The organism is Flavobacterium sp. LC2016-23, from assembly GCF_009674775.1.
In the GTDB taxonomy this organism is placed as follows: Bacteria; Bacteroidota; Bacteroidia; order Flavobacteriales; family Flavobacteriaceae; genus Flavobacterium.
The window spans coordinates 45,135-60,178 of sequence record NZ_WKKE01000029.1 but is presented as its reverse complement, the minus strand read 5'-3'; the positions used below and the strand labels follow the sequence as shown (position 1 = coordinate 60,178).

Here is a 15,044-nt window from a genome sequence, read left to right as displayed (position 1 = left end):
AGTATTCCCTAACGAGTGATTAGGGAATACTTCAAACAAACTCAAAATAAAACAAATACTTTTTTACAAAAATCCAATATCATCCAGATATATGATTCCCGGCAATCCTGAATATTCTTTCATAAACAACGAATTTACGGTTGTTCCTAATTTTTCAGGGTGAAGATCTGATATGGGTATGGAGATATTATTCCATTCTCCTGCTTTGATATCAATTGCTTTTCCATCATCATCATTTGTACCTCCGATGGAGAATAAAACCCTGGTACTTACTGTTGCATATATTGATAATTTTAAATAGCCGTAGTCTGCTACATTTACCGCATTATACTGCATATACAAACCACTCCAGCTATCGGTAGTTCGCTTAATTGAATAGGTTCCTCTGCTCACATTTTCAGTACTTTGAAAATTTTCGCTTCCGCCCCATTGCCATGTTGAAACAGGCGCTGGAGATCCGGAGAAATTATCACCATATACTAAAAATTTAACCCCAATTGTTGCAATATTGGATGTACCATATTCCGTCTGCACTTTTACAAGGGCATACGAACCAAAATCTGCCGGAACGGTTACTTCTATTTCTGTTTTTGATATCGATTTGAATACAGCCTCTGTATCGCCAAATTTGACACTTTTGACTTTTACAAAATGTGAACCGGTAATGGTAACCACATCTCCGGGTGATGCAAATGACTGAGAAAGAGCGGAAACAACAGGTGCAGGCGGAGACAATGATATCACATTATCTAAAACATTGACAAAACCGTTTGTTCCGTAATAATCCAAACCAGTGGCAGGTTTATCAGAACCATTCACTTTTAAAACCCCGTTTGTCACATTTACACTTAACAGATACAAATCGGGATTGGCTGCATTTGCCAATGTGGTCAATTCACCTGTTTCCAGATAATCAGCAGTTACGCCAGCCAGTTTACCTACTCTTTTTTTAACTCCTTTTACCACATGGCTCAATACGATTTGTTTTAAATCATTAACCGGCACTAAGGTGATATCGGGATAACCCAATGCGTTTACATATCCATTTTTTACAAGGTAAGCTTCCAGAATAGCATCAGCAGGAACAAAATAGGTGAAATCTTCAGTGGTGTTCAGAGTCGCTTCCAAACCTGCCAGTTGTATTGCTTTATTAAAAAGCAGCAGATTCGTATTAGCTTTAATTAAACCATAGGCCGTATTGTAATTTTGTTCCGCACCTCCCACGCCCGGAAGATCATTATCACAAGAAGAAGCGAGGGCAACTAAAAATGCACATACTGCTATTTGTTTCAGTTTATATAGTATTTTCATAAGTTTTCTTTTTTATATTTTTTTCAATGAAAAGAATTAAAAGAATCATTTCGTCGTACTAAATGATTCTTTTAAAAATTCTACTATTTTAATATCAGACCTAAATCATCAATGAAAATGGTATTCCCTCCTTCTTTACCCCCAAATTCCTGAAATGTAATTTGCGTTAATTCAGTTGGGCTATCTAACGTATTGAAAAGGATTTCAACATAAGTCCAGTCAGATGAAAAGTTAATTACCGGTTTTATTTTATCATTTCCGTTAATAAACACACCAACTGAACCTGAATTTTGTCCTTTAAGGCTTACTCTGATTCCTTTGTATTTAGAAATATCAAATTTTGAATTATCAATTCCGATGTATAAACCATTCCATTGACCTGCTTTCCATGAAATGCTTTTTGAACCTTGTCTTGGATCTTTATCGTAAGCAATGTCATAAGGGTTTGTTGCATCCCATAAACCATCATAAGATCGTAGTGAAGTATAAGCATCATCGTAAATAGCACTTCCAAAAGTCTGCCCTGCCACTGTAGTTCCGGAAACATTTGTAACAGATAGTTTTTTATACAAGATATCTTCCGGTACTTTTACCGTAATTTCAGTTAAAGTTGAGGAAATAGGTTCAACGGCTGTAGTTCCGAAATTAACGATCGGTCGCAGAAAATACTCTCCTTTGATTGTAATGATGTCTCCCGGATTTGGATTAATAGGGAAACCTGATATATTTGGAGAAGGAGGTCTTACTTTTACAGTATATTTCAATGTTCCGATTTTGGTCACAATTTTCAATTCATCCATTTCATTGAAATACGGAGTGTCCTGATCAACTGAAATAACAATAACATTATCTGTTACTAATGTCGGATTAAAAGAAGATTCCAAACCATTAAAAGATATGGATTGCAAAGTGGCGAAACCTGAACCTCTAATAATATAGGTATTACCTGCATTTATTACATCTGTAGGAACATCTACCTGTCTGTCGCCTTCTACTAATGGATCATCAATAACCGATTTACTAATTCCCGTTACGGCTAATTTCCCTGATGAAGAACTACTGCCTTCATCGTTTGAACAAGCACTAAGCAATAGCATTGAAACTGAAGCCAAAAAGTAAAACTTCAATAGCATTATTTTTTTTATATTTTTCATAATTGTTTCGCTTTAAAGTTTATTTAAAAACATAAGGTACCGGAGCCTCTTTTAACTTTGGATTTTTTCTAACATCATTTGCCGGTTTAGGAAAAATAAAATCTGTTTCTACCGGTGTGTAATGTTTTACACCTTCGTAATCAGAACCTCTGTCCTGTTTCGAAATGATATCAATCGCTTCTGCTCTTGGCAATCTTCCGAGGTCATACCAGAATTCTCCCTCGAAAGCAAATTCAACTCTTCTTTCCTGAAACAACGCTTTTTTGGTTAATGGCGTATTGACATTCAATTCACTTAAACCTGCTCTTCTTCTGATTTTATTATACGATTCTTTTGCATTAGGGTCACTTGTTTCATTAGCACCCGCCAATATTGCTTCAGCATGAATTAACAGCACATCTGCATAACGCATGATATAGTTACAGTTACTCATAGAACCCCATCTGTCCGCAACACCTGTTTCACTGGTTGCCTGACCCACTACATATTTTTTTACAGCTGCACCGGTTGCATCTAATACGTTTGGATATTTTGTTTTATCTAATGTAAAACCAACTACATCATCTCCTTTTAATGCCGGATAAGAATCTCCATAAATCATGTACGACTCTTTTCTTCTTAAATCCCCTACTTCGAAAGCCTGCTGAATATCATTCGAAGGAATATAAACTGCACCATACGAGGCATTATCATTTAAAATATCAAGACCATACTGAACATTTGAAGGATTTCCTGCCTGATATTCATTGACCGCTCCGGACCATTGCCAGGAATAAATAGACTCTTCGTTATTATTTTTACTGGTCAGGAACAAATCTCCATAGTTAGGTAAAAGTCCAAATTCTCCTGAATTAATTACTTTTTCAGCCATTGCTCTGGCGTTGGTATAATCTTTTTGATACAGGTATATTTTTGCCAAAAATGATTCTGCAGTTCCCTGTGAAACAAATACATTTACCGTACTTGAACCTCTTAATCTCACTTTTGGCTTCAGGTTTGCTGCGGCATATTTCAGATCGTTTTCGATAAACTTATAAACATCTTCAATTCTGTTGTTATTTACCATAGGATTTTTAGCCAATGCTAAATTATCTTCGATAATAGGTACAGGACCAAATAATCGTACCAGGTAGAAATAAGAAACTGCTCTGAAAAAATGTGCCTCTGCGATTGTATTCTTAATCACATCCGGACTCACTCCTGCTTTTGCATTGGTATTCAAATTATTAATCAGATCATTTGATTGGGCAACGATACCAAAACAAGATCTCCACGGATCTGATAAAATGAAACTATCCGACGTTAATTTGAACTGGATTACCTCATTCCCGTCAACATTTGACCAGCAGTTTCCGGAAGACATTTCGGAAAGCGCGAAAAAACACTTTGTAAAAAAGGGAGCCCACATTCTTCCATACATTCCGTAAGTGGTACGTTGTACCTGCTCATCTGACGTATAAAAATTATCACTTACATATCCGTCCTGGGTAGGTCGGTCCAAATAATCCTCACTACATGAAGCAGATAAAGCCAGCAAAGCCACTACTGCTAAGCTTTTAAAATTTATTTTATATATTTTCATAATAGTTTTTATTAAAATTCAACATTCATTCCAAACGTAATGGTACGATTGGTAGGATAACGCCCTGAATCAATTCCGCTCAATAAAGCATTCTGATTATAGTCTCCAATTTCAGGATCATAACCCGTGTATTTGGTGAAAGTGTACAAATTCTGAACACTTGCATAAAATCTTAGTTTGCTTAGTTTGGTTTTAGAAAGAATATCTGAAGGCAGGTTATAAGCAAAAGTCAGTTGTGAAATTCTCAAAAACGAACCGTCTTCCACATAACGATCTGAAATGGCGATATTAGGATGTCCGTCTCCACCGTCAGGTCTTGGATATTTAGCGTTCGGATTGTCCGGTGTCCAGAAATCTGCTGCTTCTGCCAGTTGATTTTCGTAAAGACGCTGGTTTTTTGTTGCCGCTCTTCTCGTTAAGTTCATTACTTTACCTCCCTGAGAACCCTGAAGGAATACGGTAAGGTCCAGATTTTTATACTTGAATGTATTGTTCAGACCATACGTAAAATCAGGCATTGGATTTCCAATATAAGTCAAATCTTTTTCATCAATTAGCCCGTCTTTATTCTGATCTACGTATTCTACATCTCCCAAAACACTTTTTGTAGCTTTGTTACCGGTAAAAGGGATAGGCGCATTTGCCAATTGCTCGTTTGTACGAATGATTCCAACCGTCTGATATCCGTAAAACTGACCTATTGGCTGACCCACTTCACTTTTAGTAACTGTTTTGGTGGTGTACCCGTTCACCTGAACTTCTTTTATTAAATCAAAATTTTCGGCTAAACTTAGTAGTTTGTTGTTATTTTTAGAGAAGATAGCTGTTACATCCCAGGAAAAATTTGGACTAAATTTATTAGAATATTTCAATGTAGCTTCTATACCCTGGTTTCTCATGCTACCAAGGTTTACGGTAGGAGCAGCCAAACCACCCTGATACTGTTCTAAACCTGTAACATACGTTGGCAATGGCAGTACAAATAAAAATCCTGAAGATTGTTTTCTGTAAACGTCAACACTCGCATTCAATTTTGATTTAAACAAACTAAAATCAAGTCCTAAATTGGTATCTTCTGCAGTCTGCCATGTAAGACCCGGATTTGCGATATTACCAGCGGTAAAGAAATTACCTAAAGCCGATTTGATGGTTTGTATATTAGAAAGATACAATCCTCCGCCCACAACCTGATTTCCCGTTTCTCCGTAACCCACTCTGAATTTGATATTGTCTACGTAATCTTTTGTATTTTCCATGAATTTCTCATTGGAAAGATTCCAGGCTCCGGAAATGGCAGGAAAGTAACCCCATCTTTGATCTTTGGCAAAATTAGAACTACCATCAGCTCTTATCGTACCCTGAATACTGTATCGGTTATCAAAACTATAATTAAAAGTACCGAAAAAAGAGTACAGGGCATTACTTCCTTTATATTCACTTGCCACCAATGTATCCTGATCTCCAAGATTTATGGAGTGAACATCATTACTTAATAGTCCCCCAATAGACTGGCTGTTTCCAAACCAGGTTGCATCAGTAGCTTCCTGAGCTCCAATAAAATTAAAACTGTGTTTCCCTAAAGAAAATCGGTACGTCAGCATGTTTTTAATATTCAGCTGATACCAGGTATTCGCTCTCTCCTGAAGCTGGTTTACTTTATTTACAGCAGCTCCCCAAACATAAGTAGGCTGAAAGGCTTCAAAATTCTGAAGCGAAGTATTTGCTCCCAATTCGAAACGGTATTCTAATCCTTTCGCTAATTTAAAAGTGGAATAAAAATTCCCCTGGAAGTTCTTTTGTACTAAATAATTCGTATTCATTAAAGTACTGGCAACCGGGTTAATCCAGGCACCCTGCGAACCATCCTGCGGAGGTCCTGCATAACTGCCATCCAGATTTCTAACGGCAACATCGGGAGTAGATAATATAGTGGTACCTATAATACCATCACTGTACCCTTCAATCGTAATGTTCTGATTCGTGATACCTGCTGTTAAACTCACGCCCATCGTCAACCAATCTTTGACTTTTGATTCTAGATTAGTTTTAAAAGTATATCTTTTGAAATCAGATCCGATCACCACACCATCCTGATTCAGATAAGATCCTGAAACATAATAATTCGTGCTGTCACTCGCTCCTGAAAAAGACAACTGGTGGCTTGTCATTAAGGCTGTTCTGTATATTTCGTCCTGCCAGTTGGTTCCGTTACCCAAAACAGAAGGAACAGCAAACTCGTCACGCGGTGCCACACCATAATATTGTGCCAATGCATTTTGTTGTGTCGCGTACTGGCTTAAATTCATTGTTTTAAGCAGTCTTGTTACATCCTGTACCGAAAATGCAGTATCGTATGTTATTCTTCCGGCGCCTTTTTTACCTTTTTTAGTCGTAATAATAACCACTCCGTTAGAAGCTCTCGAACCGTAAATAGCGGTGGATGCAGCATCTTTTAAGATATCCATCGTTTCAATATCATTCGGGTTCAAAAAGGCCAGAGGGCTATTGGTCACACTACCTGTATTGGTTCCGATGTATCCACTCACAATCGTTCCTCCCGTAGCCTGACTGGTAGCATCACCCGAAATTGGAATACCATCTACTATATATAAAGGTTCGTTACTGCCTCCTAAAGAAGCATTTCCTCGAATTTTTACCGAAACACTTCCTCCAGGTTTACCGGAATTATTAGTAACAACAACACCCGCAGCCCTTCCCTGAAGCATCTGCTCTATCGTAACTTGCTGGGAATCCTTAAAATCTTTTGATGATACAGAAGAAACGGCACCTGTGATATCTTTTCTCTTCTGGCTTCTGTACCCGACATTTACCAATACTTCACGCAAATCTTCAGCGTTAAGTCGCAGTACCACATTAATGGGTCCGCCATTTTTTACATTAATGGTCTGAGTAACATATCCAATAAATGAAACTGAAATGCTGGAGTTAGCAGGAGCATCAATAGTATACTTTCCATCAAAATCTGTTGAAGTCGTTTTTTTAGTACTAACTACCGTAATATTTGCTCCGGGTATAGAAAGGCCCTTATCATCAGACACGACTCCTGTAACTTTTACCTGAGCAGTAATAAAATTACTCGTCAGTAACAAAAATAAAATCAAAGGAACCGCTATGTGGTTAGCATTCCAATGAATGAAATTAGTCATTAGTTTTTTCATAATAATGTTTGGTTAGTTTAAATTAGTATTGTTATAATTAAGCAATAAAGAGTTGGTTATTATTTTCTTAAATTATTTAACAAATCTATAACAGAAGGAAACATTAAATCGATAGTATTATATCATTTAATGATAATATTTTTACTATACTCGTTTAAAAAAACATATATAAAAATAATTTCAGTTAAAAATTACATTATTCGCAATGAGCATCTGGTATTTGAATACAAATTATAAATTAAAATTAACGAATCACTAAAAATGCAAACGATTTCGTTAAAAATAATATTTGTTTGTGCAAAAAAAGTATCACTACAAAATACGCTTTAATCCAGAAAAATCTTCCCTATACTGACTTGGCGTACAATTTTTAGTAGCTTTAAAACTACGATTGAAGTTCGCAATATTATTAAAGCCGGATTTAAAAGCAACCTCGGAAACGCTCATATCCTTTTCTACGAGCCAACGCGCCGCATATCCGATACGGATATCATTTATATAATTGACAAAAGTTTTGCCTGTTCTCTTTTTTATAAACCGATTAAAGGAAATAATCGACATGCTGGCCACATTGGCAACATCTTCCAGCGTAATCTTTTCTGCAAAATGTTTCTGCACATATTCATAAACCAGCTTCATTTTATCATAGTCATCAAACGTATCGTAATCTACTGTATAAGTAGAAAGCAATCGCTGATTCCTGGAGTTAGCGAGATCATACAATAAAGAAGTAATTTCCAAAAAGTAGTCCATACCATCTAATTTAGAGAGCCTTACCAATCTTGGTGTTAATTCTTCGGCTACTTTTTTGGAAAACAAAATACCATGAATCGAACGATTAAACATATCACGAATCGGATTCATAATACGTCTTGAAAGTAACGATTCATGAAAAAGATCATTATGAAACTGAATGGTAATTTCATGAATTTTTTTACTCGTACATTTATTCAATTCCCAGCCGTGATACAAATTTGGTCCGATTAAAACCAGTTCAACATTGTCAATCTCTTCTATATTATCTCCTACAACGCGCTTTACCCCTTTTCCGTTTAAGATAAAATTGATCTCAAATTCCGGATGATAATGCACCGGAAAATCGAAACTGTCTTTCACTCTGTCGAAAACTAAAAAACTATCTCCGGCCGAAAGCGGCGCAATTTCTCTGTAAAAATTCTTGGAACTACTCATCTTAAATCGGTTTTTAGAAGTGATATTTGATTTTTTTATTTGCAATAATATGATATATAATTGATAAAATAATATTAATTATACGATAAACATCCGTTTATCTTTGAAAAATAGAATTATCATTTTTACAAAAAGACTATTAATAATAAACATTAATCATTTTTAATATAATATCTTTTTAAAGTTTTAATAATTTTAGGCGACAAAGCATATTGAATTATCGATTAAAAAAACAAGCAGCCGGAAAGTGGTATTAATTTAACGATCAGCACCTATAACACTGAAAACAAACTTATTCGTAATGAAAAAAAATATTTTAATGTTCATAACTTCAGTATTTATAGGGACTTCCTGTTCTTCACAGCCTATGGGAACTAATACTAATTTGTCACTTTCAGATAAAAAAGCAACACCCGAAACTGTTTCACTATACAAAAAATTGAATCAGCTCACTCAAAAAGGCTTTCTGTTTGGCCATCAGGATGATCTCGCGTATGGTGTAAACTGGAAATATGAAGACGGACGCAGCGATGTAAAAGACGTTACAGGTGATTATCCTGCCCTATACGGATGGGACATTGCCGGTTTAGAAAAAGACGACACGAATAATATAGACGGTGTTCCTTTTGCCAAAATGAAACAATACATCCAAGAAGCCAATCAAAGAGGCGGAATATCGACCATAAGCTGGCATTTTGACAATCCCGCCACCGGAAAAAGCGCCTGGGACAACACCCCAAATTCACTAAAGACTATTTTGCCCGGCGGAGAAAACCATCAAAAATTCACTTCATGGTTAGACAAAGCGGCAGCTTTCTTCCTTTCCTTAAAAGACAATAAAGGGAAAAACATCCCGATTCTTTTCAGACCTTATCACGAACTTACCGGAGGGTGGTTTTGGTGGGGAAAAGGCAATTGTACCCCGGAAGAATTTAAAGCTGCATGGAAATTTACTTTCGAATACCTGCAAAAGAAAGGGGTTCATAATTTAATTTACAGCTACAACACCGGCAGTTTTGATTCTAAAGAAGACTTTTTGGCCCATTATCCGGGTGACAATTATGTCGACATGCTGAGTTTTGACGCTTACCAGAATAATGATGATAAAGAAGGTAAAAAGTTTATTGAAGGCGTTCAGAAACAATTTAAAATCCTAAATGAAATCGGCTTGGAAAAACACAAACCTATTGCGCTGGCAGAAGCAGGATACGAGGCCATTCCCGATGCCAACTGGTGGACCGGAACTTTACTAAAAGCGATAGGAGATTATCAAATCTCTTATGTTTTATTGTGGAGAAATCATGGCTGGCAGGAAAAAGAACAAAAAATGCATTATTATGTTCCGTATTCCGGACAGGCAAGCGAGAAAGATTTTGTGAATTTTTACAAGCTCGACAAAACATTATTCGAAAAAGATATTAAAAATTGAGAATTAAAAATCTGCGTGATCTGCGTGATCTGCGTGATCTGCGTGATCTGCGTGCAAAAAAAATCAGCACACAGAAAGAAAACAACTAACTAAATAGAAACCACAACAATTAAAAAACACCTGATGCACGACAAAATTAGTTTAAAAGAAAAAGTAGGTTACGGTCTTGGAGATGCGGCATCTTCGATGTTCTGGAAAATCTTCAGCATGTACCTTTTATTTTTCTACACCGATGTTTTCGGATTGGCGCCAGCCGTTGTCGGAACCATGTTTCTGATTACCCGAATCTGGGATTCCTGTTTTGATCCTATTGTTGGAATCATTGCTGACCGGACAAAAAGCAAATGGGGAAAATTCAGGCCTTATTTGTTATGGGTGGCCGTGCCTTTTGCCGTCATCGGAGTCCTAACTTTTTACACACCTGATTTTGACGAAAAAGGAAAAATCATCTATGCCTATGTTACCTACTCGGCCATGATGATGATTTATTCTTTAATAAATGTTCCGTACGCTTCTCTTTTAGGTGTCATGTCGTCTGACCGAAAAGAAAGAACAACACTTTCCTCTTACCGCATGGTTTTTGCCTTTGGCGGAAGTCTTCTGGCGCTGTGGCTAATTGAACCTTTGGTAAATTATTTCGGCGGAAGCCTGAACTCTAAATCGGGCTGGCTGGCTACGATTTCAGTATTTGGCGTGATCACAACGGCTTTTTTCTGGGGCTGCTTTTTCTTCACGAAAGAAAGGGTAAAACCTATTGCTGACGAAAAAAACGATTTAAAAGAAGACTTAAAAGATTTACTTAAAAATAAACCCTGGTGGATTTTACTGGGAGCCGGAATTGGCGCTTTGGTATTCAATTCCATCCGTGACGGAGCGGCAGTGTATTACTTTAAATATTATGTAAGCGGCAATATAAACTTTGACTTTTCATTATTTGGAACTGATTTTCACATGACGCCAACCTCCATTTATTTGGTTTTAGGCCAGGCAGCCAATATCATCGGAGTGATCATTGCAACTCCTATTGCAAACAGAATAGGTAAAAAGAAAACTTTCTTTGGTGCCATGGCTTTGGCAGCGCTTCTGAGTCTGATTTTCTATTTCTTCGGAAAAGACGATATTTTCCTTATTATGGGTTTCCAGGTACTGATCAGTATTTGTGCAGGCTGTATTTTCCCTTTAATCTGGTCCATGTACGCTGACAGCGCCGATTATTCAGAATGGAAACAAGGCCGCAGGGCAACAGGACTGGTATTCTCCGCTTCCTCCATGTCACAAAAATTCGGATGGACCATTGGCGGTGCGGGAACCGGATGGCTTTTGGGCTATTATGGCTTTCAGGCCAACGTAGAGCAAACCGCAGTGACTCAAAACGGAATACAATTAATGTTAAGCATACTCCCTGCAATCGCAGCAGTTATATCAGTAGCTTTTATTTTGTTTTATCCTTTATCCGAAGAAAAATTACAAACCATAGAACAGGATTTAAACGAAAAAAGAGACCCCAATAATTAAAACAATACAGATACAGAAATCGATTATTATGACAACAATAGCCACTTCAACTACATTTCAGGATAGAAAAGTAGCATTAGAGAAAGAACATAAAACACTGATTGAGCAAAAAAATACTCCTCAGGACACCATCGGAAACGGTATATACCAACGCTACAAAAATCCGGTAGTTACGGCAGCCCACGTCCCTTTAAACTGGCGTTTTGACCTCAACGAGGAAACCAATCCTTTCCTGCAGGAAAGAATCGGAATTAATGCCGCCTTTAACGCAGGTGCCATCAAATGGAACGGAAAATACCTGCTTGCCGTTCGCGTAGAAGGAATCGACAGAAAGTCTTTTTTCGCGATAGCGGAAAGTCCAAACGGAGTGGATCATTTTAAATTTTGGGAAAAGCCCTGTGTGATTCCACAAACTGAAGAACCGGACACCAACGTGTACGATATGCGTCTGATTCACCATGAAGACGGTTGGGTATACGGTATTTTTTGTACCGAAAGAAAAGACCCGAAAGCACCAAAAGGCGATACCAGTTCGGCGGTAGCCAATGCCGGAATCGTCCGCTCGAAAGATTTGGTAAAGTGGGAGAGATTGCCTGATTTAATTTCGAATACCGGCCAACAGCGCAATGTGGTTTTGCATCCTGAATTTGTAAACGGGAAATATGCTTTATATACGCGTCCACAAGATGGTTTTATTGATGTCGGAAATGGCGGCGGAATTGGCTTAGGCTATATCGACGATATGACCAATCCGGTGGTAAAAGACGAGAAAATCATCTTTGGAAAAAAATACCATACGATCTATGAATTAAAAAATGGTGCCGGCCCTGCTCCCATCAAAACAGAAAAAGGATGGCTGCATTTAGCACACGGCGTTCGAAATACCGCTGCAGGTTTACGCTACACCTTATATATGTTCATGACTGATTTGCATGACATTACCAAAGTCACTCATGTTCCTGCCGGACATTTTATGGGCCCTGAAGGTAGCGAAAGAGTGGGCGATGTATCCAATGTATTATTTACCAACGGCTGGATCGAAGACGCTGACGGAACTGTTTTTATCTATTACGCTTCCTCAGACACGAGAATGCACGTCGCGGTTTCATCGGTAGAAAAATTAATTGATTATGTAATGAATACCCCTGAAGATACTTTTATTTCGGCAGGTTCTGTCAATACAATCATCAGTCAAATTGATAAAAATAACGCAATCTAATTGATAGTGCTAGTACAACTAAAGCAACTCAAAACCGAAGTATCAGCAGAGCTTGAAAACATTTTAGACTATTGGTCCAAAAACTCGATTGACATCCAAAATGATGGATTCGTCGGGCAGATCGACCATAACGAAAACGTAATTGAAAATGCTGAAAAAGGAGCTGTTCTGAATGCCAGAATCCTATGGTCGTTTTCTTCGGGATATCAGGTTACCAAAAATGAAGCACATAAAAAAATAGCACAAAGAGCTTTTGAATATGTATCGAATCATTTTTACGACACCGAATCTGGCGGTTTATTCTGGAGTATCCATGCCGATAAAACACCAAAGGATACTAAAAACCAAATTTACGCTTTAGCTTTTGCTATTTACGGATTATCAGAATATTATGTTATTTCTAAAGAAGATAAAGCGTTAGAAATCGCTATTATTCTATATAAAGAAATTCAGAAGCACAGTTATGATCGGGTAAACAAAGGATATTTGGAAGCTTTTACCAGAGACTGGCAGCCTATCGAAGATCTGCGCCTGAGCGACAAAGATGCCAACGAAAAGAAAACGATGAACACGCATTTGCACATCGTAGAAGCGTATGCCAATTTGTTTAAGGTCTGGAAAGACAAAACGCTTCAAAGCGATATTATTGAACTTTTACAAACCATAGAAAAACATTTCATCAATACTGAAACCGGGCATTTACGTTTGTTTTTTGATGAAAACTGGATTGAAAAACCAGACATGATCTCCTACGGTCATGATATCGAAGCGGCCTGGCTTTTATTGCAGTGTGCAGAGATTTCAGAAGATCAGACGCTCATTGCTAATTATAAAAAACATGCCGTTCAGATGGCAGAAGTGACCAAAGAAGGCCTGGACTCCGATGGCGGTTTATGGTACGAATTTGATGCTGAAAAGAACGAACTGGTTGCCGAAAAACACTGGTGGGTTCAGGCCGAAGCCTTAATTGGCTTTTATAATGCGTATCAACTTACCGGCGATGAAAATTATTTAGACATCGTTTTCAAAAACTGGGATTTTATTAAAACCCACATTCTGGATACTCAAAACGGAGAATGGTTCTGGGGAATTTACCGCGATTACTCTTTGATCGAAAAGGATAAGGCCGGTTTCTGGAAATGCCCCTATCACAATAGCCGAGCCTGTTTAGAACTTATTCACAGAATAAAAACCTAACCGAACTAACTTAACTAACCTGACCCATGAAAACTACACTTCTTAAAACAGCATTTATAAGTTTATCGATGTTGACGGTTCTAAGCTGCTCGTCTGATAACGAAAACACCGGTGATGAAGTCATCATTGATCCGCCAACGCAGAGTGATCCTTTAACGACCACAAACGTAACCAGTTATATCGTTGATGCAAATGCCACCAAAGAAACTGTGGCTTTATTTTATAATTTAAAGAAACTCGCCAAAACCAAAACAGCTATTGGTCAGCAGGATGCTTTTAACAGCTACTATATGGATGCCGGCGGGGATTCTGATATTAAAAAAAATACCGGTTTTGACCCTGCTGTTACAGGCTCTGATTTTATGTTTATTACAGACAAAAACAACAACAATCAGTCTGGCAACTGGTTTTTCCAGCAAGAGCAAAAAATAATAAGCGATACCAAAGCAGCTTATGCTAAAGGCATGATCAATACTTTTTGCTGGCACCTGAGAGAACCGAACAAAGAAGAATCTTTTTACGCTTCCGACATGACAACGGAACAAAATACTACCGCCTTCAAAAGTATTTTGCCGGGCGGAGCCAATCATGAATGGTACAAGAAAAAACTCGATAAAATAGCCAGTGTAGTTTCAAACTTAAAAGCTACAAACGGCGAATTGATTCCGATCATCTTCAGACCTTTTCATGAATTTGACGGAAACTGGTTCTGGTGGGGAGCAAACTTTTGTACGCCGGAAGAATACAAAAAGTGCTTTCAGTTTACAGTTGATTATTTAAAAAATACCAAAGGCGTTCACAATATCCTCTACGCTTTTTCTCCGGACAACTCGTATACCACAGAAAGCAATTATTTAAGCCGCTACCCGGGCGATAAATACGTAGATATTTTGGGAATGGACAATTATGGTGACTTCGATAATAAAGGACAAAGCGGAGCAAATACCGCCAATTCTAAATTAAAAATGATAGCTGATATAGCCAAAAACAAAGTAAAAATTGCTGCTTTGACCGAGACCGGTTATCGCGTTACGGAATCAATTGCTCCGGTAAAAGATTGGTTTTCCGTTTATTTGTACAGTGCATTAACATCGAATAATATAGAAGTGAGCTACGTATTATTTTGGAATAATAACAAAGACGGCTATTATGTTCCGAATGCCTCGGTTTCGAATGCGGGCGATTTTAATGCTTTCAGCAAAAAAACAAGATCGGCATTACTAAATTCGCTGCCTAAAATGTACGAGTTTCCAAAATAAAAAAATAA

At 37.6% G+C, this 15,044-nt stretch carries 10 protein-coding genes; 5 read left to right on the top strand and 5 right to left on the bottom strand.

Annotated features, from left to right (window positions below; genetic code table 11):
• Window positions 1-63 precede the first annotated feature (63 nt).
• The 5 genes from GJU43_RS20805 to GJU43_RS20785 form a co-directional block, all read right to left on the bottom strand.
• Entirely contained in the window at window positions 64-1,311 is a 1,248-nt protein-coding gene (locus tag GJU43_RS20805; RefSeq protein WP_154343586.1) for a fasciclin domain-containing protein, read from the bottom strand.
• An 83-nt stretch (window positions 1,312-1,394) separates the two neighbouring features.
• Window positions 1,395-2,465 carry an IPT/TIG domain-containing protein gene (locus GJU43_RS20800; RefSeq protein WP_154343584.1) on the bottom strand — a complete coding sequence of 357 codons (1,071 nt, stop codon included), beginning with the start codon at window positions 2,463-2,465 and terminating at the stop codon, window positions 1,395-1,397.
• A gap of 19 nt (window positions 2,466-2,484) precedes the next feature.
• The gene (locus GJU43_RS20795) at window positions 2,485-4,047 is read right to left on the bottom strand and encodes a RagB/SusD family nutrient uptake outer membrane protein (RefSeq protein ID WP_154343582.1); all 1,563 of its coding nucleotides are present in this window, start codon (window positions 4,045-4,047) and stop codon (window positions 2,485-2,487) included.
• Between the two features lie 11 nt (window positions 4,048-4,058).
• The gene (locus GJU43_RS20790; RefSeq protein WP_154343580.1) at window positions 4,059-7,226 is read right to left on the bottom strand and encodes a TonB-dependent receptor; all 3,168 of its coding nucleotides are present in this window, start codon (window positions 7,224-7,226) and stop codon (window positions 4,059-4,061) included.
• A 312-nt stretch (window positions 7,227-7,538) separates the two neighbouring features.
• Window positions 7,539-8,417: an AraC family transcriptional regulator gene (locus tag GJU43_RS20785; RefSeq protein WP_127339733.1), complete on the bottom strand. Its 879-nt coding sequence runs from the start codon at window positions 8,415-8,417 to the stop codon at window positions 7,539-7,541.
• Between the two features lie 301 nt (window positions 8,418-8,718).
• On the opposite strand from GJU43_RS20785, the gene GJU43_RS20780 reads away from it, so the two are divergent.
• The 5 genes from GJU43_RS20780 to GJU43_RS20760 all read left to right on the top strand — a co-directional run bounded on the left by GJU43_RS20780 (window position 8,719) and on the right by GJU43_RS20760 (window position 15,036).
• The gene (locus GJU43_RS20780; RefSeq protein ID WP_229655100.1) at window positions 8,719-9,846 is read left to right on the top strand and encodes a glycoside hydrolase family 26 protein; all 1,128 of its coding nucleotides are present in this window, start codon (window positions 8,719-8,721) and stop codon (window positions 9,844-9,846) included.
• Window positions 9,847-9,969: 123 nt separating this feature from the next.
• On the top strand, window positions 9,970-11,361 hold the full coding sequence (locus GJU43_RS20775; RefSeq protein ID WP_154343579.1) for an MFS transporter: 1,392 nt from the start codon (window positions 9,970-9,972) through the stop codon (window positions 11,359-11,361).
• Between the two features lie 28 nt (window positions 11,362-11,389).
• Window positions 11,390-12,580, top strand: a complete 1,191-nt coding sequence (locus tag GJU43_RS20770) for a glycosidase (protein WP_154343577.1) — start codon at window positions 11,390-11,392, stop codon at window positions 12,578-12,580.
• 6 nt (window positions 12,581-12,586) lie between these two features.
• The gene (locus GJU43_RS20765; RefSeq protein ID WP_370455674.1) at window positions 12,587-13,777 is read left to right on the top strand and encodes an AGE family epimerase/isomerase; all 1,191 of its coding nucleotides are present in this window, start codon (window positions 12,587-12,589) and stop codon (window positions 13,775-13,777) included.
• Between the two features lie 26 nt (window positions 13,778-13,803).
• Window positions 13,804-15,036 carry a glycoside hydrolase family 26 protein gene (locus GJU43_RS20760; protein ID WP_154343573.1) on the top strand — a complete coding sequence of 411 codons (1,233 nt, stop codon included), beginning with the start codon at window positions 13,804-13,806 and terminating at the stop codon, window positions 15,034-15,036.
• Window positions 15,037-15,044 lie beyond the last annotated feature (8 nt).

Bases quoted from the DNA above. Each gene is read 5' to 3' on its own strand.
- GJU43_RS20805 (WP_154343586.1), bottom strand. From the start codon at position 1,311: ATGAAAATACTATATAAACTGAAACAAATAGCAGTATGTGCATTTTTA.
- GJU43_RS20800 (WP_154343584.1), bottom strand. From the start codon at position 2,465: ATGAAAAATATAAAAAAAATAATGCTATTGAAGTTTTACTTTTTGGCT.
- GJU43_RS20795 (WP_154343582.1), bottom strand. From the start codon at position 4,047: ATGAAAATATATAAAATAAATTTTAAAAGCTTAGCAGTAGTGGCTTTG.
- GJU43_RS20790 (WP_154343580.1), bottom strand. From the start codon at position 7,226: ATGAAAAAACTAATGACTAATTTCATTCATTGGAATGCTAACCACATA.
- GJU43_RS20785 (WP_127339733.1), bottom strand. From the start codon at position 8,417: ATGAGTAGTTCCAAGAATTTTTACAGAGAAATTGCGCCGCTTTCGGCC.
- GJU43_RS20780 (WP_229655100.1), top strand. From the start codon at position 8,719: ATGAAAAAAAATATTTTAATGTTCATAACTTCAGTATTTATAGGGACT.
- GJU43_RS20775 (WP_154343579.1), top strand. From the start codon at position 9,970: ATGCACGACAAAATTAGTTTAAAAGAAAAAGTAGGTTACGGTCTTGGA.
- GJU43_RS20770 (WP_154343577.1), top strand. From the start codon at position 11,390: ATGACAACAATAGCCACTTCAACTACATTTCAGGATAGAAAAGTAGCA.
- GJU43_RS20760 (WP_154343573.1), top strand. From the start codon at position 13,804: ATGAAAACTACACTTCTTAAAACAGCATTTATAAGTTTATCGATGTTG.